At 44.5% G+C, this 25404-nt stretch carries 21 protein-coding genes; 10 read left to right on the plus strand and 11 right to left on the minus strand.

Features of this window, described 5'->3' with window-relative positions:
• Positions 1–389: 389 nt before the first annotated feature.
• Positions 390–1226 (minus strand): hypothetical protein, encoded by an 837-nt coding sequence (locus tag R8G66_09855; GenBank protein MDW3192662.1) that lies wholly within the window; start codon positions 1224–1226, stop codon positions 390–392.
• 330 nt (positions 1227–1556) lie between these two features.
• Here R8G66_09855 and R8G66_09860 point away from each other — a divergent pair, with 330 nt between their 5' ends.
• The 4 genes from R8G66_09860 to R8G66_09875 all read left to right on the plus strand — a co-directional run bounded on the left by R8G66_09860 (position 1557) and on the right by R8G66_09875 (position 7570).
• Positions 1557–2102, plus strand: a complete 546-nt coding sequence (locus tag R8G66_09860; GenBank protein ID MDW3192663.1) for a hypothetical protein — start codon at positions 1557–1559, stop codon at positions 2100–2102.
• A gap of 397 nt (positions 2103–2499) precedes the next feature.
• Complete coding sequence (locus tag R8G66_09865; protein ID MDW3192664.1) at positions 2500–3957, plus strand: amidohydrolase family protein; 1458 nt, start codon at positions 2500–2502, stop codon at positions 3955–3957.
• Positions 3958–4234: 277 nt separating this feature from the next.
• Positions 4235–4534, plus strand: a complete 300-nt coding sequence (locus R8G66_09870; GenBank protein ID MDW3192665.1) for a GIY-YIG nuclease family protein — start codon at positions 4235–4237, stop codon at positions 4532–4534.
• A 444-nt stretch (positions 4535–4978) separates the two neighbouring features.
• Positions 4979–7570 (plus strand): CotH kinase family protein, encoded by a 2592-nt coding sequence (locus R8G66_09875; protein ID MDW3192666.1) that lies wholly within the window; start codon positions 4979–4981, stop codon positions 7568–7570.
• Between the two features lie 187 nt (positions 7571–7757).
• Here R8G66_09875 and R8G66_09880 read toward each other — a convergent pair whose 3' ends face one another.
• From R8G66_09880 to R8G66_09920, 9 genes are all read right to left on the minus strand, one after another.
• A complete protein-coding gene (locus R8G66_09880; GenBank protein MDW3192667.1) occupies positions 7758–10316 on the minus strand; it encodes a CHAT domain-containing tetratricopeptide repeat protein in 2559 nt (852 codons plus the stop codon).
• Between the two features lie 42 nt (positions 10317–10358).
• Positions 10359–11567, minus strand: coding sequence for a hypothetical protein (locus R8G66_09885; protein MDW3192668.1), 1209 nt, complete (start codon positions 11565–11567; stop codon positions 10359–10361).
• Between the two features lie 541 nt (positions 11568–12108).
• A complete protein-coding gene (locus tag R8G66_09890) occupies positions 12109–13185 on the minus strand; it encodes a nitronate monooxygenase (GenBank protein ID MDW3192669.1) in 1077 nt (358 codons plus the stop codon).
• On the minus strand, positions 13175–13546 hold the full coding sequence (locus R8G66_09895) for a nuclear transport factor 2 family protein (GenBank protein ID MDW3192670.1): 372 nt from the start codon (positions 13544–13546) through the stop codon (positions 13175–13177). The genes R8G66_09890 and R8G66_09895 overlap by 11 nt, the downstream gene beginning before the upstream one ends.
• A 10-nt stretch (positions 13547–13556) precedes the next feature.
• Positions 13557–14300 carry an SDR family oxidoreductase gene (locus tag R8G66_09900; GenBank protein ID MDW3192671.1) on the minus strand — a complete coding sequence of 248 codons (744 nt, stop codon included), beginning with the start codon at positions 14298–14300 and terminating at the stop codon, positions 13557–13559.
• Between the two features lie 5 nt (positions 14301–14305).
• Positions 14306–14506: a 4-oxalocrotonate tautomerase family protein gene (locus R8G66_09905; GenBank protein MDW3192672.1), complete on the minus strand. Its 201-nt coding sequence runs from the start codon at positions 14504–14506 to the stop codon at positions 14306–14308.
• A gap of 96 nt (positions 14507–14602) precedes the next feature.
• On the minus strand, positions 14603–15454 hold the full coding sequence (locus R8G66_09910; GenBank protein MDW3192673.1) for a hypothetical protein: 852 nt from the start codon (positions 15452–15454) through the stop codon (positions 14603–14605).
• 20 nt (positions 15455–15474) lie between these two features.
• Entirely contained in the window at positions 15475–15882 is a 408-nt protein-coding gene (locus tag R8G66_09915) for a DoxX family protein (protein ID MDW3192674.1), read from the minus strand.
• Between the two features lie 105 nt (positions 15883–15987).
• Entirely contained in the window at positions 15988–16548 is a 561-nt protein-coding gene (locus R8G66_09920; protein ID MDW3192675.1) for a Crp/Fnr family transcriptional regulator, read from the minus strand.
• A gap of 163 nt (positions 16549–16711) precedes the next feature.
• On the opposite strand from R8G66_09920, the gene R8G66_09925 reads away from it, so the two are divergent.
• The 5 genes from R8G66_09925 to R8G66_09945 all read left to right on the plus strand — a co-directional run bounded on the left by R8G66_09925 (position 16712) and on the right by R8G66_09945 (position 23467).
• Complete coding sequence (locus R8G66_09925; GenBank protein ID MDW3192676.1) at positions 16712–17092, plus strand: SH3 domain-containing protein; 381 nt, start codon at positions 16712–16714, stop codon at positions 17090–17092.
• A 521-nt stretch (positions 17093–17613) separates the two neighbouring features.
• The gene (locus tag R8G66_09930; GenBank protein MDW3192677.1) at positions 17614–17988 is read left to right on the plus strand and encodes a BlaI/MecI/CopY family transcriptional regulator; all 375 of its coding nucleotides are present in this window, start codon (positions 17614–17616) and stop codon (positions 17986–17988) included.
• A complete protein-coding gene (locus tag R8G66_09935) occupies positions 17981–19669 on the plus strand; it encodes a M56 family metallopeptidase (GenBank protein MDW3192678.1) in 1689 nt (562 codons plus the stop codon). Before R8G66_09930 ends, R8G66_09935 begins: the two co-directional genes overlap by 8 nt.
• A gap of 232 nt (positions 19670–19901) precedes the next feature.
• A complete protein-coding gene (locus R8G66_09940) occupies positions 19902–22211 on the plus strand; it encodes an FtsX-like permease family protein (GenBank protein MDW3192679.1) in 2310 nt (769 codons plus the stop codon).
• Positions 22212–22339: 128 nt separating this feature from the next.
• A complete protein-coding gene (locus R8G66_09945; protein MDW3192680.1) occupies positions 22340–23467 on the plus strand; it encodes a serine hydrolase domain-containing protein in 1128 nt (375 codons plus the stop codon).
• 245 nt (positions 23468–23712) lie between these two features.
• Here the strand turns inward: R8G66_09945 and R8G66_09950 are convergent, their stop codons facing one another.
• Positions 23713–24801, minus strand: coding sequence for an anhydro-N-acetylmuramic acid kinase (locus R8G66_09950; GenBank protein MDW3192681.1), 1089 nt, complete (start codon positions 24799–24801; stop codon positions 23713–23715).
• Positions 24802–24881: 80 nt separating this feature from the next.
• Here R8G66_09950 and R8G66_09955 point away from each other — a divergent pair, with 80 nt between their 5' ends.
• On the plus strand, positions 24882–25385 hold the full coding sequence (locus tag R8G66_09955; protein ID MDW3192682.1) for a hypothetical protein: 504 nt from the start codon (positions 24882–24884) through the stop codon (positions 25383–25385).
• Positions 25386–25404 lie beyond the last annotated feature (19 nt).

Below are 25404 nucleotides of genomic sequence, written 5' to 3' on the forward strand. Positions count from 1 at the left end.
AAAAGACCAATGAATTCTGGTGGAAGTTGGAATCTCATAGAAGGGAGTGTCTGCTAAAGTTCATTGAGATTCCCGCCCGCCTGCCGCGAGGCATTGTACGATCACTAATAAAAACAGTATCATTCATGCTTATGGAGTGATCCCTGCCTGTCCTCCAAGCAGGCTGGGAATGACAGCTTTTTGGATAAATATCTCAATTTTGTTCCGTCATTCCGGCGGCCGGCGATCCGGTTTTTGTAATGTAGCGAAGAAATACCGCCAGACGGCCCTGCGGAATCTCATTATTTAGTGGTACTTCTAATATTTATGAGATTCCGGCAGATCAATGAATAGGTGCAAAAACGCAAGGTCGCAATGTGATCGCCGGAATGACGATATTTTAGCAGCTATCAATAAGACCGCTCCACCTGAATGCTTCCATCCTCATGAACGCCATCGCAATCTTCTCCTGTAAAGGATATGGCAACACGCAATGTTTCAAATTGGCCTTCCCCGGTATAGGCGCCTGGGCAACCTCCCATATAGTCTGGCAAGTCTTGCCTATATTGGAAAGTAAAGGTGTTGGTCCCGTCTTCGGACAGTAGTACCGTAATGGTTCCATCATTGTCCTCGCCACCATAAGCCGGCTGGAAGGTAGAAGAAATGTAGAAATCGCCACTCACGCGAGATCCCTGTTGCTCTCTGAGCCAAAACGAAACTGGCACATTGGAAAACAGGTTATCATCCCAGGTGCCGACATACCTGCCCAGAATGGTGCTTTTATCGGTTAAGGTAATGGATGCTTTTCTCTCGGCGATGAAGCTTTTTCCTTCAATGTTGAACATTAACACCACAACATAGGCCAAATCATGCTGCAAGGTGTTGCTGTTCATATCTAATAGATCAGGCAATTGGAATTCGTATTCATTCTTGGTAGCAGTTACACCCTGCACCGCAAGAAAGGAGCCTTCGGGTACGGCTTGTAATTGCTCCGTCGTAAGGTTATTCGCTGTGGAAGCAGGCACAATAAACAAGTTGATGGCCTCCACTCCTTCACTGAAATTGAACTTGACCTGGATGTCTGTTGAAGATTCGATGTTGCCAATATCAATGGCAGAAAAGGAATTCAATTCGATGGGATTGAATACAATTTCTGGCTCGTCTTCGGATGAACATGAAGAGATGAGGAATAAACTGAAGGCGCAGATCTTCCACGCCAATGATCGGATGATTTTTAAGGTTTTCATATGGTTTTTTGATTCTAATTGGGATTTATTTGGATACGGTTAGGAGATGGATACAGCGGAGTATTTGCAGCGAATGACAAGAAATGCATTGAATGGCAAGCTTTACTGGATTTTTTACCGAATCAGGTGCGCGGATACGTAAGCAAAACCAATCAGGTGTACTAAACATCTCTTCGAAAGACCTTATCCGTTTGTTTCACTTCGGTGATAACACCTTCAGTGGCTGGATGGAAGTTTGTGGAGACACAAACTCGGTGGAAAACTCATTATGGCAGCTATTGCCCAATTTGATGTTAATTTGATCTTGACACGTCAAGTAAAAAGCATCCTGTGAGTTCCTACACCTACATATCAGCAAGTTGGACAATTAACTCAAATAATGAAGAAATAGAGCTATTCCCCGACGATGGTGTCCAGGATCATCAAATGGAGGCCATGGAGTATACCTTCCTTGATATACTCGAGCTTTATCAAGGCACATATAAATATTTCGATGAGGACGAATTGAAGGGATTGCTTCTTTATAGTAAATACCATCTGGCAGATGTACCGCCCAGGTCCTGCGCCAGGGCCTATTGGACGATGCTCCTTTATATGAAAGCATTCATGGAAAACTACCCGGACCTGTACCATTCCTATTGGGAAGAAGATAGTCCTGTAGGCATCCTGATTGCACAACTCCTGCAGAAGGATTTACACCTGTTTGATGATTACGATGAGGTGTTGCTAAAAAACAAAGAGGACCTCAGTGACCTGAATGATCATGAACGATTATTGATGCTGTATTTAAGCGACGCTTTGAAGTTTACTCATACGGTGTATGAAAAGGCTGTTTCGGGAGCTCATAACATCGTGATCACGGTGATCACTGCCTAATCGTCTTCGATGGGCTCGGGGACGCCTTGCCGGCCGCGCCTTGCCGGCCGCGCATAGTCAGACTGACATTAATTATCTATTTCTAGCTCATCCATGTGCTCCAAATTCAATTGGACTATGATGATAACCGGGATGACGTTTCTATATTTTTTCCGTCATTCCGGAAATTCTGGAAAGAATCGGAAGAATTATCCGGAATCTCACCAAAAGGAATAACTACTAAAACATATTGAGATTCACTGGCCGTGCGCCCGTCAGGTCAAGTGTAGGATTCTATTCTTACCTAGGAATTACAGTGACCACCGGAGCGACGGCCGTCGGAATGACGTTTCTTAATGAACAATTCACTCCAATAATCACTAAATTCAGGTCTGATTGACCACCCTAACCTAGTTGAATGAATAAGCCCATCTTGATTGGTAGCGTGTTGCTACTAACGCTCCTCAGTTGTCAACCTGGCGGAGAATTATTCGAAAATGCCCTGTGTATCCAAAATATCACCATCATCGATCCCATCGATGGGCTCAAAGAGAATCAGACATTAGTCATCAAGGATGGAAAGATCCATCGGGTTGCTCCTTCAGCAGAACTAAAGCTATCTGACCAAAACACAATCATCGATGGCACTGGAAAATACCTGATTCCCGGACTTTGGGATACCCACGTGCATTTCTCATACATGGAAGAATTGGCTCCTCGGATGTTGGATCTTTTTCTTGCTTATGGCATCACCAGTGTCCGTGATACTGGCGGTGATATCAACTTCGTTAATCAATGGAAACAAAAAGCCTTGAGCAATCCGACCGGTGCTCCGCGAGTAATGATCGCAGGTCCGCTGCTGGATGGCCTTCCTAACGTATACGATGGTAGCGATCCTGGGCACCCTCCCCTTTCTGTTGGACTGGGTACCGTGGCCGACGTACAGGATCAAATTGAACTATTGGACAGCATGGATGTAGACTTGCTGAAAGCGTACGAGATGCTCACCCCGGAACAGTTCGCAACGGTTACAAAAATGGCTCGGGAAAAGGGTCTCAAAGTAACCGGTCATGTACCGCTGAGTATGGATGTGATCTCGGCCTCTAATGCCGGATTGAACAGCATGGAGCATATGCGTAACCTGGAGATATCATGCGCCTCCAACTGGGAAGCCTTGCTTCAACAACGCCGGGACATGTTGTTTTCAGGAAGGACCGACAAAGGGGGTATACTTCGCTCGAGGATCCATGCGGCCCAGCGACCCATTGCCATTGAAAACTACGACGAGGGTCGTGCCAATGAAGTGCTTGGTGTGTTGGCCACCAATGAAACCTGGCAGATCCCTACCCTGACCTTAGCGACGAATGTCACGGAAAGGCCTTTTGCCGAAGTACAGTATCAGGAGAGCTTCAAGTATTTACCTGAAAATGTTGAAAATCAATGGAAACAGAACATTGAAGACTTTGTGAATACTCGACAACCCACGGAATTTCAGTTGGAATACACCACATGGTTTCGAAACATGGTAGGTAAAGTGCATGTAGCGGGCATTGATATCATGGCGGGAACGGATTGCCCTATTTTCTTTTTGACTCCAGGACGAAGCTTACATCAGGAGTTGGTTGTCCTGGTGAATGCCGGACTTTCTCCGTTAGACGCCCTAAAAACAGCTACTTACAACCCGGCCAGGTACTTCAACATGGAGAATGAATTGGGAACAATCAAGGAAAACCATTGGGCAGATCTGCTGATACTGGATGCCAACCCTCTGGAGAACATTGATCATACCCGGCAAATCAATGCGGTGATCAAGCAAGGAAACTATATGGATAGAGCACGGTTAGATGAAATGTTGGCGGAGTTGGATAAGCTGTAAGCGAGGCAAAGGATTTAAGTAAAGAATTGCTAAAAATTATTGAGATTCCGGCACTACACTATGTTCCGACCGGAATGACGGTTTTGAATGATATTTCTGTTTTTTATTCCGTCATTCCGGTTTCCAGCGCGGAGCAAGGAATACCGCCAGGCGGCCCTGCGGAATCTCAACAAAAGGAATGGCTGTTATCATATTTTGAGATTCTAGGCACTCCACCATCTAGGGGTGACTCTTGTAATGGATAAGGAAGGTCTAGATTTTTACTACATTACCCCTTATGACTAAAGGCGGCTATGTCTACATTGTAACAAACAAGAACAGAACTACACTTTATATTGGAGTAACGAGCCATTTACAAGCCAGAATTTATGAACACAAATCAGGTCACGGTTCTGCTTTTACCAAACAATACAATTGTACTGACTTGGTCTATTATGAAGTTTTTGAAGACATAGAATCTGCAATTGCAAGAGAAAAACAACTCAAGAAATGGAGGCGGGAGTTCAAGGATAACATCATCAGAGATTTCAATCCTGATTGGAGGAATTTGTATGACGATATATTAGATCACAATTAACAAACCCGTCATTCCGGCGATCATTGAACTACTTCCTATTAGTTCTGCCTCCAAAGTTGATCTGCCGGAATCTCACCAAAAGGAGAAGTACTAAAACACTTTGAGATTCCGCAGGGCCGCCTGGCGGTATATCAATTAAATCATACTAAGAAAGCATCAAGTTACTATGATAACCGAAATGACGGTTCTGAATGGCGTGACCGAGCCACTTTTTGTTACGTCATTCCTGCGTAGGCAGGAATCTCACACAAGAGAGCAACTACTAATCAATAATGAGATTCCGGCAGATCATTCTTAGTTGTGCAACCCTTTCGATAAAAATTTACTGATCGCCAGAATGACGGTCTTTGATTTGAATACAATGCCTCTATGGTTCAGAATTCCATGAATGCAGATGTTAGATTCCCTATTTTAGCTATTCATCTTAATAGGTCAGGACTTCTTATGCATCGATTGCTACTTGTTATCTGTTTTTTGTTTCTCAACCTGATCGCTTTTGGCCAGGTAGATCACTGGGAAAGTGTGGTACTGCCCGAAGATTCGTGGCAATACCTGGTTCCTGATGAACAACCTGATGTTTCCTGGACCTCCCTTTCATTTGATGATTCAAATTGGTCAACCGGAAATTCCGGCATCGGATACGGAGACGGAGATGATGCAACTCTCATCGATGCTACTTTATCGCTGTACATGAGGTACGAATTTGAAATCGTGACCGTCGATGAAATTGAATCGCTGCTGCTAGACATGGACTTTGACGATGGATTCGTCGCCTACCTGAACGGTACTGAAATCGCCCGTGCATTTGTTTCCGGAGATGTTCCTGCTTTTGATCAAGGTGCCAACGACTTTCATGAGGCCAAGCTCTACACCGGACAAGTTCCCGATCGTTTTGAAGTCGATCATGAATTGCTGGTCAATGGAACCAATGTACTGGCCGTGGAAGTGCATAATGAAAACATCAACTCCTCAGACTTAACTGCCCTACCTGTTTTATCAGTGGGTCTTAATACTTCGAGTAGCGCTTACCGGGACGTTCCTTCCTGGTTTAGTGCGCCATTTCTTTCTACTGAATTCACTTCGTCGAATCTTCCTATTGTGATCATCGAAACGGAAAATGGTCAGAGCATTCCCGATGAACCCAAGATCTGGGCGCAAATGTCCATCATTGATAATGGAGCTGGTGAACGTAATTTCCTGACCGATATAGACAATTCTGAAAGCCTCGATTTCTCAGGATTGATCGGTATAGAAATACGGGGCAGCTCTTCTCAATTACTCGACAAAAAACAGTATGCACTCACGACGTTTGAAGACCGGCAGGACAAAGACAATGTCAGTTTATTGGGCTTACCCGAGGAAAATGACTGGATACTCAATGGCCTGGCTTTTGACCAATCTTTGATGCGTGATTACCTCAGTTACCAGATGGCCTTGAAAACCGGACAATATGCTTCGCGAGGCATCTACTGTGAAATGGTATTGAATGGGGACTATCGGGGCATCTATATCCTACAGGAAAAACTAAAGGCCGATGATGATCGCATTGACATCAATAAAATCGGGGCTTTCGATAATTCAGATGATCTGATCACCGGTGGTTACATTACCAAAGCAGACAAAACCGAAGGGAATGACTTTGCTGCCTGGACCATGCCCTCCAATACGGGCGCAACAGTCGCATTTATTCATGAAGTGCCTAAGGATGACGAGGTGACCAACGCTCAGGATGGATATATTGAAGGCGTTTTCCTCGACCTGGCCGATGAATCGCGTAACAATAATTTGTCACTGGAAGATGGTTATCCATCTATCATTGATATTCCTTCTTTTATTGATTTTATGATCATCAATGAATTGGCTTCTAATGTAGATGGGTACCAATTCAGCACGTTTTTTCACAAAGACAGAAACGCCAAACTCAGGGCAGGACCCGTCTGGGATTTCAACCTGACCTACGGCAATGATTTGTTCCAGTTTGGATTGGACAGGAGTCATGAAGACGTCTGGCAGTTTGACAATGGTGACAATGAAGGTGCAATGTTTTGGAAAGACCTGTTTGAAAGCGAACCCTTTCGCTGCCATATGGCCAGCAGATGGCATGAATTGACAACCGAAGGCCAGCCCTTACATCCCGAATCTATTTTTCAATTCATGGATGAAGTGATCCTCTTGCTGGAAGAAGCAAGGCCCAGAGAACAAGCACGATGGAATACGCTGGGCAACTATGAGGCGCATATTGACATCATGAAGGAATGGATCACTGACCGTATCCAGTGGATTACAACAAATTTGGGGGCACCCAGGGCTTGCCTCGGTGAAGATGTTCCGTCATTGATTATTTCAAAAATCAACTACAATCCTGGCTCGCAAGGTGGTTTTGATGAAAAAGACCTGGAGTTTGTGGCTGTCACGAATATTGGCAACGCCACTGTCGACCTGACCGGGGTATATTTTGGAGGAACAGACCTTGTCTATCAATTCGATCCCAACACCTTCCTAAATGCTGGTAGTACAGTCTATCTGGCCAATGAAAGTTTGGCTTTTCGTTCGGTTTACGGGTTTACTCCTTATGATGAATTCAACCGCAGCCTGGACAATGAAAGTGAAACGCTTTTGCTATTGAATGGATTCGGTAATGTCATCGATGAAGTGACTTACTACAATACCGCTCCGTGGCCTGAAGCTGCCAATGGTCTTGGAGAATTCATGGAAGTCATTGATCCCAATGCGGACAATAATGATCCGTCCAACTGGCAAATCGGTGAATTCGGTGAAATTCTCAATCTCGAAAACAACCCAGAACCACGCCTTAGTATCTATCCAAATCCAGCCATAGAGCGTGTCATGATCTCCGCTCCTTCACGGATAAAAGTCATCAACCTCAGGGACCTTTCAGGTAAATTGATTGAACGATTTGAGGTTAACAGGGCTGAATTTGAATTACCTCTTAAGCGTTCTTATAAGGGGCTGTATTTGGTGGAGATCGAAACAGTAACTAAACATTACCTAAGAAAGCTGGCAATAGGTGAGTAGCAGGCTTTTTGCTATTACGAAAAATCTCCCCGGACACTAGTAATTGGGATTCAGATTATTAAAAAATAAAGTGAAGAACCCACTGAAAATGATCAGGAAAATGGGAATTACCCAAATGCCACGTTGCTACTTCTTGAGCTCCGCCGGTTCCAGCGGTCGATCTTCGGCTTTGTAACAGGTATCCATCTTAGTTCTCCCTCCCATAATAGACGAATGGTGCCCAGTAATAAGGCAGTTTAAAGGCTTCTCCGTACTGTCCTTTGATAAATTCTCGTTTAGTTTCCGCAATCGCCTCAAAGTAATCCATCCCATCCCGGTTTACCTTACGATACATTTCAACCATGAAAATTGCCGTGGAATTGTCTGCAACTGACCATAGGGAAACGGATAAGCCATTGGCACCGGCGATCAAAAAGGATTGTGTAAGTCCGACTACTCCTTCCCCGCCGTATATTTTCCCCAATCCCGTTTCACAAGCCGAGAGGTTCACAAAATCAGCCCGAATGTCCAATTCATTGATTTCACTCGTCCGTAGAAAGCCATCCTCACTTCGTTCATCATCGTAGATGCTTAATACCACTGCTGACAGCTCTGGCAAAATTGGGATGGTTAGACCATGCGTCGCAAAATGCAACACCTTGTAGTCCCCCAGTTCCCCATTGTCATTCATGTATTTCACATAAAATTCATTGGCCTGATATTTCGAATACATTTTTATGTCCGGGACTACTTCCCGCAGGTGCTCGATTTCATAAAGGGTACCGGGGAGATTGTTCATCGTGTTAATGCCCAACTGCTTGTAAGTATCACGAAGTGACTGATCAGGATCTTGATTGAGTTCCGACCGCAGGCTTTCTGTCAATAACAGATCTGACGGAGCCTTTCTGCGTCCAATGGATAAATCGAAATTGAAACTCCCAGGTGAGGTAAATTCCTCTTCGGGCAAGGTCTGTCCTTCGGGTAGCCCCATGTCCGTTTTGTAAGTGGACTCGTTATACACAGAACCTCCAAATGCCAGCATGTATTTTCTGGAATCGGGGTAGTTGCGGGCGTTCAATGCCTCTAAAACAGCCATGGATTGCGTGTACCTCACATCCTTTGATATAGCCACATAATTACCATGGTTGTCCATGAGTGTTTCATAGGGCAAATAATTCAACAGGCCATCTGGAGAAATGATCAGGTTTTGCTTCTGCTTCACAAATTCCGCTACAGGCCGGAGCAATAAGTCATAGAAGAGCCTGGACCATTCCCGATCTTCCTGTCGGTTGATCAGGATATCTCGATAGAAATTGATGGCTACTTCAAAAATATCGGAATCAGGAACCGGGCCCGCAGCCTCCTTCGACAGGAGTTTGTCCACGACGAAATTCAAACTTCCACGTTGCTGAAGATTGGCTGCCTGTGTCCCTTTTTTGGACAGGTCAATGGCATCTCTAAGAAAAGCGCGATCATCCAGGATCATGCCTTTCACCTGGTCCCGTGTGATGACTATCAAAATTTTCTCACGCCAATCGGCATTCGCATAAACAAGCACCACATCATCAGTACCCAACAGTTCCTGGGTGTCTTGAAGCGACAATAGCGCAGGTTCCGTGCCTTTACCTACAATTTGCTCCGCAAGGTACTTGGACCTGCTGGCTTCGATCGCGTCGAAAGCTTCGGCCACCTGATTGGTCTTCATATAACAAGCTGCCAAATACTTGTACGTTTGGATCTGACTGGAAAGGTATTCTCGTCGGATAGGTCCGAAGGCGGATTTCCGAAGGGCTTCTTTCAGTTCCACGGACTCCTTAAAGTGGACGATGGCTTTGGGGTAATCACCTTCCACGAAGTAAACAGATCCTAGATTGGACAGGATGCGGGCAATGTTATCTTTATCTTTTCGGTACCGCGCATTGGACAAGGCTTCTTCATAGGAAGAAATCGCCTGGCCCATTCGGCCCTCGTGCTGATACAACAAGCCCAATCCATTCAATCGATCGGCCAGTTTGCCTTCATTTCCTGAACGACGATCATAGTCCAATGCACGCCTAATCTCAAACTCAGCCTTACTGAAATCTCCCTTCTTCCTATGAATCTCAGCCATTAGCATGACGCCACTGGATGGGTTCCTGTTGTTCTGCAGCATCCTGGCGGTAGCATTTTGCAAGGTGACCATGGCCAGGTCCAATTGATTCCACCGCAAGTAAACCTCTCCTACTCCAACCTCCCTCGAGGCTGCCTTCCCCAGATCTCCATCTTGCAAGTGGATCTCTCTGGATTTCTCATAGTTTTCAAGTGCCCTGGAATAATCGCCCCATTTCATGTAAGCGTCGCCAGCATTTGAATAGTCAATTCCTACCGACCGGCGTTCATTCAGTTCAATATCCAGATTGAGAGATTCTTTATGTGCATCAATGGCCTCCTGAAACTTGCCAACCCGTTGGTATTGCATCCCCAGGTTATTGAGGATTAAGCTCATATCAGACTTTTCATTGAGCTTCCGTGCCAGGGTCAAACCATGCTGATAAAACGATATGGTTTTCTCAAATCGTTCGATTTCCTCCGAACAAAAACCTGCGTATACATAGGCATACATGAGCTTTTTTTCGCGTGATTCGTGGACACTTCTGGAAGTTTCTACATCAATATATCGCTCAAAGTGTAAGAAAGCGTCGTGGTACTCCTTGTTCTTGTAGGCATCCCTGCCTTTCTTAAAGTTCGTATCATTCGTACTGTAAACCTGTCCAAAGGTGAAGCTCACAAATAGACAGGTCAGATACCACAAAATGAACCTTCTCATCATCTATCGATTGAAGTAGTCCCTCAGGTATTGCGCGGCAGTTTGGTTCCCGAGGCGCTTGGCGCGCTCAAAATCACGAACGGTACGATCGGTGTTACCATTTTGCCAATGAGCATACCCACTGGCATAAAATACTTCTCCAGCCAACCAGCTGAGGTAATCACTGGATCGCGTTCGTTGCAACTCTGCTTCAAATTTGGATGCCCAGTTGATGCAGGCAGAATAATTTTGGCTGGACAATGCAGCAATAGCCGCCCACCCTGTATTGTAGTAGTAAGGATCGTAATTGTAAGAATTGGAATAGTAGGTCAGTGCACTTGAGTAACTACCTATCTCCTGATAATAGTCACCCAATTTTTCATGAATATACGAAAGGGGTGCCGCACCTAACATGCCGCAATCATCATTCACGATCGACATCATGTCCTGGTTGGCTTCGGATTTATCCTGATATTGATTGGATTCCAGGATACATCGGGCACGGTAGTAGGAACTGATGCAGGATGGTCCGTAAGAAAGTGTTTTTGTAAAGTCATCCTTGGCTTTGGCATACAATTTCTGGTCAAAGTAGAGGCGCCCTCGTTTTTCAAGCATGGCAGCGAACTCCACCGTTGGCGCAAAAGGTGCCTCTAAGGCTTTCGTATATGTGTACTCCAGGCTATCAGACTCCTCCATCATTTGATGCATGACTGCCTTGAACTTATACGCATTGAAGGTGGGAAGAATGTTAATAGACTCCTCAATGATGGATTTTGCTTTTTGATAATCCTTGTCTCGAGCAGATACGACGTTGGCATCACCTAATTTTGCATAGGCCTCTGATTTCAACAAGTTATTTGTATCAAACACAGGAAAGCCATTTTCCTTGAGTTCGTTCAAGGCAGCTGTTGCTTCGTCGTAATGATCCAACTGACATAAGGCCACACTTTTAATAAAATAGACATCTGGCATGAGTAAGCGATCGTAATCTCCACCAGCAGCAGCGTAGAGAGCAATGGCTTTATCCATTGCTTTGAGCATGTCTTCGTCCGACATGCCATAGATGGAACTCAAGGTAGACTCGATGGTAATTTCCTGCTCCATCATCTCTTCTACCGTCAGCTCCAGCCAGGCGTTTTCATCCTGAGCACGCGACACAGGCAATAAACACAGGATGAATAAAAAGAGGCAAAGAATTCTTGCAGGAATTAGCGGATGTAATTGGCGTAACATGGCAATGTGGTATGTGAATGAATGATTTTCGTTTCTTCCAAGAAGTCCTTCCAGACGCTAGAAGAGGTTAGGTATCACTCAGAGCACGCACGAAAAAATCGAAGAAACCTCAACAGTAAGCTTCCTAACTTACCAATCAATTTCGATCATTTGCCAAGGGAGATAAAACACACAAATACTAGATGCAGTAGTTTTCTAACCCTTCTTAAAAGCAAGCCCTAAACAGAACCTAACTCATTCAAATGTAAGGACTTAGAATCCTCAATTACCAAGGATAAAGGTCAATATTTCGCTCATTCGATCATATTACGAATTTCTACATAAGGGTATTCCACTACGTATATTATGCAAATAACAATTATGACTCTTGTAACCTGAACGTAAGACCCTATAATGATCGAAGAAGAAGCGCCGGAAAATTGCAATCGATGGGAGCAATACTCTCAAAACCATTAGGTTACTGCGAACTTCAATATGTCAAACTTTAAGATATTCTGAAGTACTTGAAAAAGAAGGAAAATTGGTTTTGCACATCTAAAACTCACCCCATCTCCGCATTGATCTCATTCACCAGCGAAACAAACAAGTCCTCCGCATGGGTATGCTTCAGGATCGCGGAAGGCACGCCAGCCCAAAGAGGCATATAGGACGTAGCTTGCTCCTTATCGGGCACATTCCATAATCCATTCATGAGCTTACTTTGCAAAGGATAGGGTGCATAAATTGGTTCGGAGGATTCATTAAAGTCCTGTATAAACTCTGAAGTAATGGACCGGGCCAGCCGACCAGTAAACACCCTCGTAAGGTCCGTCTGATAGGAATGCTCTGATCGTAAGTTCGTCTTGTGCAAGTCTGAAGCCCCGGACTCATCCGTAGCAAGAAATGCTGTGCCGACTTGGACACCTGATGCTCCCAATTGTAAATACTCCGCGGCCTTAATACCGTTTGAAATACCACCAGCCGCAATCACGGGCTTTTTGACTACTTCCAAAACTTGCTTCACCAGCGATTTCGTATCCGTCAGGGAATCTTCCGGTGACTTCAGAAAGGAAGGTCGGTGACCGCCGGCATTTTGTCCGGTTGCAATGATCAAGTCGATAGGACTATCCTCTAACAACCGGGCCTCATCGGCCGTAGTGGCTGAGGCGATGGTAACAATCCCGCGATGTTTTAGCTCACGAAAAATCTCATCTGAAGGAATGCCAAAAATGAAACTTACTACTGGCGGCTTTGCTTGAAGCACCGCTTCCAATTGTGCTTCAAAGCTACGTCGAGGCAAATCAGGCTTTTCAGGAAGAGGCAAACCCAATTTTGCGAAGTAGGGTTCAAATCGATGTTTCCACGCTTCAAAAGCCAGTTCATCAAATTCCTTAACGGGATCATCGGCAAGGGGCACCCACAAGTTAAGTGCATAGGTCGCGACAGTGCATTTGCGGATGGCTGCATTAATCTCCAGAATTTCTTGTGGTGATCGGGCATTGAGTCCGAAAGATCCCATCCCTCCTGCATTGGAAACCGCAGCCACGAGTTCGACGGAAGAAAATCTTCCGCCAAACGCGCCCTGTATGATCGGATATTTGATCCTTAAGGCTTCACTTACTGTTGTGTTATTCCACATGAGCAAAAGCTTTATTCACGATTTTCCAATCTCCATTTACGATACACAAAGACAAGAAGTCATAGTAATTGAATCCTAGCATCCTTAAATGCGCTTTGACCAGCGCTATATTACCCACAACTTCTATCCCCACGATCTCCATTCCAAATTTCTCGCTAAGCTCGGAAGGGCTCTTTCTGCCTTTGACTCCTGCGAGGTATTCGTCCAGGGTTTTGGCGTATGCTTCTCCTTTGATGTCGCCATAGAGCCTCGCTTCTGGAGCAAAACTTTGCTGAAGTTTATCAATATTTCCTTCATATACCCCATCAAAATAAGCACGGATCACTTTTTGGATCGCTTTTACATGTTCTTCGTACATCATGATTCCGGTTTTAGATAGCATGTCCCACGGTATGACCTCCGGCTACATTGAATGTTTCTCCGGTTACGAACTCAGCAGTAGCCAGGTAATGGGCCGCCGCAGCGACTTCCTCTGGTTCCCCAATTCTATCCAGTAAATGCAAGCCTGCTAAACTATCGGCATCATCGACACCTATTTTTCCTTGTAGCGGACTTCTGATGATACCGGGTGCAATCGTATTCACACGAATGTTGTCCTTACCAAACTCAGCTGCCAGTTGTCGAGTGAAGGCATGGATCGCTCCTTTACTGGCGATGGGTGCCGTAGCCGGAAAGCCAGCAATGGCATGATCAACGAGTACGGTCCCAATATTGATGATGCTGCCACCTGACTGCATTAACATTTGTTTCACTGCTGCCTGAGACGCGTAATAGGTTCCTTTCAAATTTACCGTTAGGAAGGCATCAAGCTCACTTTCATCTACCTCCAAAAAGGGTTTAGGTGTAAAAACGCCCGCGTTATTGATCAATACATCGACGCTTCCGAATTTATCAACGGCTGTCTTCACCAGCTGGTCTGCAACTGCTCGTCGGGAAATATCCCCTGCCACGAGTACCGCGTTGTTGGGTGATCCAAAAGCTGCATGGGCTTTTTCCAGGTTTTCCTGACTGGATGAATTCATCACAACATGATAACCTTCCTTTAGAAACAGTTGGGTGATTGATTTTCCTATCCCTGTGGACGCACCGGTAATGATGGCTGTTTGTTGGTCCATGATGGTTACTTTAAATTTTTGAGTGTTGAATACATTTTTCCTTTGACACCCCAGTTGTCGACATTTACCTCGTCGATCACTACATGGGTAGTTTCAGGCACCTTGCCTAAAACGTCTACCACCAACTGGGTGGCTCCTGCGATGAGTTGCTGCTTCTGCGCACGCGTTACTTGCTCATCGGTTACTTTGATATTGATGTATGGCATTTGTTTTTATTAATTATTGATGAATACAAAATTCCCGGTTAGTTGGCTGATCTTATAGGGCCTAAATCACCACTTTGAAGTGATCTGGATCACACCTTAGATATGGATAAAAAATCCACCTTCTACCCGATGTAATACGCGATCATAACTGAGCGAGAAGAAGCCCCGAAGGGCATGTTGTCCTTGATAATATCTACGGATGCCCAACTTGCTCACGACCCGATCTATTGATCCGGTATCGACCTCCAGGTCTGCGTAAAAACTCAAGTCTTCGAAGGCGTGAACAATGGCGGAAAATGCCATATGGTTTTCGTCGAAACTTGCAACGAACTCGGTTTTTTCATCCACTCTCCTTGCTGCCACAAAGAGCTCATTATTCCTAATGAATCCCGAAACTGACAACATGTTATATCCTAATTTCAGGTGATAGGCAGGCGCTCCGTCCTGTTGGTGTAGACCCATCCCAATTTTCCATTCCTTTGAGAACTGATAGTTCACTTTGACGCCAGGTCTCCCTCCCGGAATGGTCCGTTCCGCATTGGTTTCAACCTGACTTTGCCAGGTGGATGGATTGGGCCGCAGCTCTGTTGTAGGCGTGGCCATCAACCCCAGATGAATCGCCCATCGCTTACCAGGTGTGATGATGGATTCAAAATTGGTAAACGGTTTCGGGTCATCATCCCCTATCTCCCTTAGGACTCCAAAAGATCGAACCTTCATCACCCCTGGGATGACTGTCAGGCTGATACGTGCTCCAGACTGGAAGGTCAGATTCCTCGATTGATTGAGCGATTTAGTATGGATCCGGGATTCAGCGAGGAAGCCGATATATAACCTATCAATCGTTACCTCCTCGCTGACGGCAATATCTTCAATCTGCGACCAGCCAAGCGTCGCTCTCATCAGCCCCATCACCAGGATGGGGATCCAAATCTTATTGGTACGCATCACTGAAAACTCCTCCCGGATTAGTCCCAGTCATTTGAGATAGAAAGGGCATGCTTGCCTGCACCTGAGAAGAAGATGGCTATCCCTCCGAATAAGTAGAATGCCTGGAGTTCGATGGCCCAGCCACCAAATTGATTGAGCGCAAATATGTCTCCCGAATGTGCCAGCAAAATGGCCACCAGCATAGTAAAGGACAAGGCAAGACTTGCCAATCGGGCACGATAACCAATGATCAATAGAATCGGAGCGACAATTTCACCGATAAATGCCCCATAGGCAAAGAACTTCGGGAGTCCTGTGTTTTCCATTACGCTGCCGATGAAGGCATAACCGGACAGCAAGTTGCCAAATCCATGTAGGATCAACAATAGGCCTACCAATACTCTGATGATCAATAGTGCTTTGTCTGTTTGCTTGTTAATTTCCATGATTTCTTCTGTTTTAATTCACATCATTTTAGATGCATCAAAGAGAAAAAATCGGGTAGAGAGCTAATAGGGGCTAGATCACGGCTTTTGTGTGATCCAAATCACTTAGCTCTGGAATCGGCTCAGGGTTTCGCGTGAAACACCCAGGTAAGCAGCCAAGAGTTTCTTAGGGACACGTTGAAATAATTGTGGGTATTGTTCGAAGAGCAAATCATATCGCTCCTGTGCCGTATTTTTCAATAGAGAAAGTATCCTGTTTTGTAGTGAAATGTAACCGTGCTTGGTCTTGTATGCCCAGAATTTGTTCCAAAGGGGAATTTCACGCAACAGCTTTTCCTTGTTCTGATAATCAATGTAAAGCAACTCACAGTCTTCCAGGCAGTCTACTGAGATCTTAGCGTCAGTCTGGTTGGTGAATGCGTCGTAATCGGTAACCCACCAGTCTTCCATCGCAAACATGAGAATGTGCTCCTTTCCGGATTGGTCCAGCACATAAGACTTGAGCAATCCTTTTTGAACCCAGTATTCACGGTAAACCGGCTCATCCTGCTGCACGATGAATTGATGTTTCCTTTTCTTGACCGTAACAAAGTGACTCAGTAGGTATTCAAATTCTTCATCCGAGATCGGCGTAATTTCTTCAATATGCTTTTTTAATGGGTGCACGGGCGATTCTTCTACCAGCAAGGTTAAGGAAAAGTGTGAATATACAATTCAATAACTCAGGAGTACATTGATCAGACCTTACTCGAATGGAAAGGCGTGCAATTAAGCTTCAAATTACCTAAAGCCTCCTATCTTCACACCCACAAGGTCAAACCAACACAAAATGAAACTCGTCCTTGCCTTTTTTAGTCTACTACTCGCTGCATCTGTATGGGTCTACGAGATCGATTCAGATGTGAATTTGCGCAAGGGTCCCAGCAATAAGAAAAAGATCCTACGAACTGTCGCCGGTGGGGAAAAAATCGAGGTACTGGAAAAGACCAATGAATTTTGGTGGAAGGTGGAATACCAGGGCACAGAAGGCTACATCGCATCGAGTTTTATCGTTGTGGCGGTTCCTGAAACAGCCATGAATTTCGCTACAGCAGCCTGGGATTTCATCATGGCGTATCCGGCGATTATGGGCATTATTCTTTTTTTGGTGGTCTTTGGGATCATCAGAAAGGTGCAGCTTAGAAGGAACAAAAGATCATCCTCGAAATAATAACTCCTTTTAATTCGACAAAAACCTTAGCCCTGAAAGTTTGTGAGGACACAAACTATGGCAGGGGAAAAACCCTAACCTAAGAAGTTCGTGGGGTCACAAACTTTGGCGGGAAAGTCATCTTCGAAGAAATAAGTCCGTTTGTATTATTACTAACAAGGTGAAGATTCTACCTACCATCGTATGAGTCTTCCAAATGATGATTCCTATCGTTTCTTAAAAGTTTGTGAGACACAAACTTTGGTGGGAAAAACTATGAAAGATGTAGTACCCTGGTAGGCACGCTTAGAGGAGGGCTACCAGAAGGCCTGAGCGAAGGGCGCACCAAAAAGGGCTGGAAAAATCTTTGAAAATGATGATTTCTATCGTTTTACAAAAGTTTGTCGGGGTACAAACTTTGGTGGCTTCTAGGCAGGAAATCACTCCTATAACTTAAAAATAAGTTTAAAAACGTAAGAATAAGTTGTATAACTTAAAAATAAGTTTTAAGCTTGCGTTGCTGATCAATAAATGTGAAAGTAATGACGACACTCACGAAAGCGGAAGAGAAGATCATGAAGATCCTCTGGGGCATCAAGGAAGGTTTTATCAAGGATATCATCGACCAGTACCCCGACCCCAAACCTCCCTACAATTCCGTATCCACCATCGTGCGGGTGCTGGTGCAAAAGGAGATCGTGGGATTCAAAGCTTTTGGGAAATCTCATCAATATCACCCATTGATCAGTAAGGAGGAGTACAGCAAAGGACAGTTGTCACGCCTGGTTTCGGACTATTACAACAATTCGCTGAAACAAGTTGTCAATTTCTTCTCGGAAAGCAAGGAGCTCGACCAGAACGAGCTGGATGAGGTAATGAAGATGCTGGAAGACTTAAAATCGCAGAAAAATGATTGATTTGACCGTATACTTAGTGGAGTGCAGCTTGCTTTTGGCTTTGCTCTACAGCCTCTATTGGGTGCTCCTGCGTAAAGGCAGACTGTTTACGCTCAATCGATTTTTCCTGATTTCGGTATTTGCCGGATCCTTCTTGATCCCTTTGATCGATATCAGTCTACCGACGGAAAACTATACCTACATCGAGGCTCCCGTGACAACTTTGAGCGATGCCAGGATGACGTATTACGAGAAAATGGATGAATGGATGGTCCCTTCAGCAGCTCCAACGACTGGCGCGGAAAATACCATCCACCACCAGGGTAAAACCTCCTGGCTAATGGTAGGATTGATTTCGCTTTACCTGACGGGTGTGGCCCTGTCCCTGATCCGGATGGGTTGGATCTACTTCACACTACTGCGGTTGAAAAAACAAGGCTCGCTCGAGGAGCGAGACGGACTCACACTGGTGAAATTGGATCAGCCAATAGCACCCTTCTCTTTCCTGAAATATGTATTTGTTTCAGCGGAACAGGTGGAAGAAGTAGGTTTCCAGCAGATCCTGGATCATGAACGTACGCACATTCGCGAACGGCATTCGATAGACTTAATGATTGTACAATTTCTGGCGGCCTTGCAGTGGTTCAACCCTGCCGCATGGTGGCTGATTAAATCTCTAAAAACAACACATGAATATAGAGCAGACCAACAAATGATTTCTAAGGGTTATTCCGTGAATGAGTATCAGACCTTGCTTTTGCAGCAGTTGATCAGCAACAACTCCTATGGGTTGGTACACAATTTCAATTTAACATTTATTAAAAAGAGAATAGCCATGATGAAAATTCAAAAAATAGGCTGGACAAGCAAATCGCAAATGGCTTTGGCCTTGTGTCTGGGTATGATAATTGCAATCATCACTGTGCAGTGCAATGCCAAAATAGAACAATTAGAACCAGAAGCTACCATTCAGGAGGTAGCTATAGCACCTGTACAAGTAAACCTTCCAGTTATCGCTGCGAATGGGTTCAAACTGAATGAAGCCAGTGAAACAGATAATGCCATCATACTCTCCTTGAATCAGGACGGTCTATATGCAGACGGTATAGCCACTACTATAGATGACCTGGGTACCCTTGTACGAGAGCGTGTGAATGAAAGAGGTGTCGTAATCATGAGGATAGACCAGGATCAGACCATGGGGATGGTGCGATCTATTCAAAATGAACTGCGAGTGGCCGGTCGTCGGAAACTCCTCTATTCTGGCCTGAACGCAAATGGCAGTCACCAGGGATTACCGATCTTACTCCCTCCTCCTGTGAATGCGGAAAATTCACTTCCGGAAATCGATGACGCCTATATCAAGGAACATGATCTGGAGTTATTGTATTTAAACATTGGCATACCCGCTACTGCAGAACATCAAGCAACGGTCTACGAATTCGTAGTAGAACAAATGGAGCGAGGGAGATCTAATTACGTTGTTAGCGCCAAGTTTGACGATGATGATCTTTACAAAAACTACCTGGCGAATCTCCAATACGTCAATGAAGGATTTAATCAGATCTATGATGAACGTGCTAAGGAAATGTATGGAAAAGGCTGGTGGGAAATTGATCGCTTCCTTGACGATGAAAATCGTGCGCAATACAATGCCGTAAGAAAAGGTATTCCACGCGCAATCTCCATAGCTGAGAAGTAAGCAAAACTTAATTGGCGCGCGTCTTAGCGACACTAATCTGGCTCGCGTTTAAACTACGCGTGCTACTTTTTTAGTCAAATTAGGAACTCTTGATGGTGCTTGTTTGAAACGAGTGTATTTATTGGTACGCGATTTAATCGCGCACTAGTATAGGGACCCGCTCTACGCGACCGGAATTCAATCGCGCACCAGGTTTTATTATATTCAAAGACCACTCTATCAGAAAAAAACAATGACCAAACACCTATTCAGAAGAATCAACAAACAACGCTCTGTTTTTGCACTTGGACAATTCACCCTGGTCCTGGGCATGCTCTCTTGCCTGATCATATATGGGTTTGTGGCCCAGCAATACTCCTACGATTCATTTTATGAAAATGCACCTCAAATCAGTAGAATTAACACGATACAATCCAATGGTAGGACCATCGCGTTGACTAAGGGAATTTTACGTGATCGAATCACCTCCAACTTTTTCGAGACTTCCGTCACACACTTCATGAAGACCCCTGTGGACCTGTCATTCGCGTATGAGGAGCGCATTATTCCGACAAACAATGGGCTTTTAGTAGACCCAGCTTTTCCGGAGGTTTTTCAATTACCAGGTCTGGACGATTACAACCTACTCGATGAACCAAACGGCATCATCCTCACACAAACTTTGGCTAACCAGCTGTTTGATGAACAAAGTGGTATCAATGAAATAATTACGGTACAAATGGGTCCTCGAAAACTCAATCTGACTGTTAAGGCAGTCATAGAAGACCTTCCCAATAACAGTAGTCTGTCTTTTGACTATTTGCTAACTGGTCCGGGTACACCCTTTTGGAATGATGAAGCCCCCTGGACCATTTTCCAGACGTTTCTTGCCTCATCATCTGGAACTCAAAACGCCATCCTTGCTTTCATCAATGAACAAGAGGAAACGGATCAGTCAAGCTACGGCATTCAGCCGCTTTCAGATATACATTTAAGTGCTGGTATCGAGTTTGACACTTTTGAAAAATTCGACGCGAAGTACCTGACCTTATTGACCTCCACAGGCGTACTCATCTTCCTGGTCACCCTATTCAACTTCTTTAACCTGTTTTACAACCAGATCACTGCTCGAATCAGAGAAATCACGACCAAAAAAGTATTGGGTTCATCTTTTTCGGCCATTACAAAAAGCCTGCTGTTCGAAATATACTTCCAGCTGCTATTTGCGGCTGCGTTGACCTATGGAATGCTATACGCAATCAATGAACCTTTGTCTGCATTTTTAGGATTCGAGCCCGTTCGCCTTCACTATCCGGAATGGCTGTTGCCCATCCTGTTAGGAGCCGGGCTATTTGCTACGGTAATGGTCTTGATCGCAAGTGCACAGATGAATGCATACGATGTGCAAAATGGCTTGCGCGGCAAACTTAAAATTGGAAAACTCGGATTCAATTTGGGTAAACTCTTATTAGCAGGACAATTCATGGTCACTTTTTTTGCAGTAACCAGTGGCCTGTTCATCGTACAACAAACCTCACGATTGCAACACGCTGAAGTAGGATATGATTACGAGAATCTAGTGACCATCAAACGACCTGAGCAGGTGTCTTTAAATACCTGGAACAGCTTTCAGGATGCACTGGACCAACAAGCCTCGGTACTTTCAACCGGACTGGCCGTATTCCCAGGAATCGGAGAATACAATATGTCAAGATTAGAAGATATCCAACAGCAGGAGCAGCATCGGCTCTATTGGATTGGTGTGGACCCGGGTTTTATTCCAAGTATGAACATCGAACTGGTAGTTGGTAGAAATTTCGACCAGGAGCTCCAATCAGATGCACAATCTATCATTATAAACCAAAAAGCGTTGACCATGCTTGGAGGCGAATCGGCCCTTCAGCGAGAATATAAGTTCAGAAAGAAAAACTTCAAGATCATTGGCGTCGTTCGAGACTTCCATCATAAATCATTGAAAGAAGCAGTGGAGCCTATGATGATGACGCTTAACAATCCGCAAGCATTCCGTCATCTGATCGTTCGTTATTCAGGAATCAATCAAGGGGATCTGAGCGAAATGGTCCGAACAACTTCTGCGGCTATCAATATTCCTGTTGAATTAGGTCTACGATTCATGGAGAGTGAATACAACCAAAAGCTCATGAAGGAGGAAAGTATCCTGGCCAAAGTAGTGGCTTCTTTTTCAGCCATAGCTATTTTGGTGAGTTTACTTGGATTATTCAGTTTCCTAACTTTTGAAATCAATCAGAGGAAAAGCAGTCTGAGTATCATGAAAGTATTGGGTGCGCAATTCAGGGATCACCTTAAAAACCTGAGTAGAGGCCCCATTTTAACCATGCTTTTTACCGCTACACTGACAATTCCTATAGCGTTGTATTATCTCAGCCAATGGAAAAGTCAGTTCCTATTCCAAATAGAATTGGGTGCTGAGCATATCCTGGCTCCACTCGGTTTATTAATGACTATGGTTCTATTGATTGCAACCCTATTTTCCGTGCAAATCGAACGAACCAATCCTGTGATTCACTTAAAAGACGAATGATCTTTTAAGTGCTGGTATTTGTCTAAGAAGACGCATGCCCTTGAAAGAATATGGTAACAAGGATACCAACCTAGGAACATTTAGGTTGAGTAACACATCAAATACTCCGCTTCATAATAAAATATACCATGAATAAGATACTCATGCCTTTGTTTCTGATAGGTTTGCTCGGATGCAGCAAGCCATCAAAGACTAAATCCGAGATGGAGACGATTCTAGATGAATTCGAATGGCAACTACAAAAAGACCTCAACGATGACGATTTAAATGGAAGTTTATCCATGGCAGTCATCAAAGGTGACAAAATCATCCGTACAAAAGCATTCGGGATCGCTGACCTTGAAAACTCCAAGGCAGATACTAACAGTATTTATAGAATTGGCTCTGTCTCTAAATCCTTCACCGCTTTTCTTATGATGAGACTAGTTCAAAAGGGAGTGTTTGCATTGGACGATCCGGTGGAGAAATATCTACCTGAAGTCAAAAGGATTGTGGGGTATTCAAAACACACAACCTTCACATTCAGACAACTTGCCAGTCATACATCCGGGTTAGGACATTTACCCAAAACGCGTTTCGTACCTTGCCAGGTAGCAGCATGGGATTCACTATTATTAACTGTCCTCCCAAAAACACATTTCCGGTATCAACCAAACGAGCGATATGCCTATTCCAATATCGGTTTCGGCATCCTGGGATTGGCCATTTCAAGAGCTGCGCAACGCCCATTTACAACATTGATGCAGACCGAGGTTTTCGAACCTTTACAAATGAATCATACGTTCTACGTCATTCCAGAAAACGAAATGCAGCACTGGGCAAAGGGAAGATCTGGAGGTCCTATCGGCGGTTACGATGATGATCGTCCGAGAAGAGAACTTCCCGGACGAAGTTGGGGCGTTCCGAACGGCGGCATTTGGTCGACCGCCAATGATCTTGCTCGATTCATGATCGGCAATGCAGGCTATTCTGACTTACTCAATCAACAACATCTGGAAATGATGCAAACCACACAGACACCAAAAGGAAATTGGCAGGAAAACTATGGACTTGGTTTCTCTATTTATCAGGACAGTACGCTACACACCATTGGACATCAGGGTGGAACCCCTGGATATCGGGCCGACTTATTATTAGAGAAAAACTCCAAATACGGTGTAATCCTCTTGCGAAATTATAACTGGGGCATTACCAATCTTTATCTGAGGTCTACACTTTTGTTGAAAAGGTTGAATCAGCTAAATAAAAATGATTGAGACTTCATTTTTAAGTCCTTCTGCCTTTTTGGTGGAAGCCCTTGTTTTAGCATGAAACTTCTCAAAATAGTTAGCAGGACGAAATTGTGCCTCAGCACAATGAAAACCCCACTTTAAGAATAGATACCACTACTATTCGCTAATTACTATTCGCTGGGTGATTTCATTTCATGGCAGGGCTTACAAACCTGAGTTCCATTAAAATCGTGGTACAACCCATTATAAAATAGTGGCAGTACCCATTTCTAAGGAAAGTAAACCACTCCCCCGCTGTTATCCGAACTAGCACCGGTAACTGAGCACAGGCAATTGGCTTCTCCTCTTTCTCGAAGGACACCCATCAGTGCAAATACAATGGCCTCTTTGAATTCGATCAGGCTCTCGTCAGGAGTAATCACTTCCACTTGGCTTCCCAGGTAGTCACGTAAGGCTCCGACAAGAAAATCATTTTTAGCACCACCGCCGGTCGCCCATAGTCGTTCTCCGGACTGGACACTATGTGATTTTACAGCTTCCGCAATTTGGTAGGTGATGTGGTGAACGCCCGTGCATAATCGATCTTCCATGGGTAAACCCGAATGGCGATCAACGATTGGAACCACTTGTTCCAAAAACCACTCGTATCCTGTTGATTTAGGAAAGGGCTCCTGATAATAGGGTAATGCATTTAACTCATCAAAAAGGGTTTGATTCAATGTTCCTGTGGCTGCCAGCTCACCTCCTTTATCGTAAGCCTTGCCAATCTGATTGGTCAGGTAATTCAGTAACATGTTGACCAAACCGATATCATACGCTTTGCGTTTTCCCTCATGACGAAAAGACACATTCGAAATCCCACCCAGGTTCAAGCAATAGTCATATTCACCGAAGAGTAGTTCGTCTCCAATGGGGACTAAAGGTGCGCCCTGGCCTCCTAATACCACGTCTTTGGTTCTAAAATCACAAATTACTCGCTGACCGGATACTGTTGCAAGCTCCTGACCATGACCAATTTGTAAAGTGAATTTCTTATCAATTTGATGGAATACCGTATGTCCATGACTGGCAATAAAGTTTATTCTTAAGTCATTAGATTCGATAAACTGCCGGGTCTGGTGTCCTAACCAACGACCATATTCGCGATCTAATAAACTCAACGCCAATCCTGAAAGGTCCACACTATGCTTCAAACGGAACCGCCATTCTTCGGAATAGTCGATACTTTGTGAAGGCCCTAATTCAAAATGCCATTGGCCTTCTTTTATTTCAAATTGAACGTACGCCATGTCCAACCCATCGAGGGAAGTGCCTGACATCAACCCGATTACCTGATAAAAATTTGAAGAATCTTTCATAAGAACTAATCTCGAATATAAGGTTTAACGTTTATCATGTCATACCTTTATCAAGGATAACAAAACTTCAATCGAATTCCATGAAAGCTTTTTCAATCAAACTTTTAACTGTCACCGTTTGCCTAACCCTGCTTAGTGCTTGTTTGGTGATCAATAGTAACGGAAACCTGGCTACGGTTGTGCCGCTCCATGAACATCCCGAAACCAAAGTGACGATTTTAGACAAAAAGGGTAAAGTGGTCCTCGAAAGCCAAACCCCAGCTTTTGCTACCATGCAAGCCAATGACGAATACCTGGCCAAAGAGAAGTATTCCATTGTCTTCCAAACCCCCGGATACATCGAAAGGAGCTTCACGATCAGATCTTCTAGCTATGGAACCTACTACGATCATGTCCCCAACCTTCGCCCTTTGGGCGTGCTGGTTTTAAATTCCAAAACGGGAGCCCTTTTTCAGATTGACAAAGAAACTATTCTGGCTGACAAAAACGGAGCCATCGCTACAGAACGAAGAAATGATTTTGAGATTTACACGCTCAAACAACTTCCCAGTGAGTGGAAATCCCTGCTCTATCCTTTGAATTAAATTGGAGGGATTGTCAATT

The sequence above is a fragment of the Cytophagales bacterium genome (genome assembly GCA_033344775.1).
Taxonomy (GTDB): domain Bacteria; phylum Bacteroidota; class Bacteroidia; order Cytophagales; family Cyclobacteriaceae; genus JAWPMT01.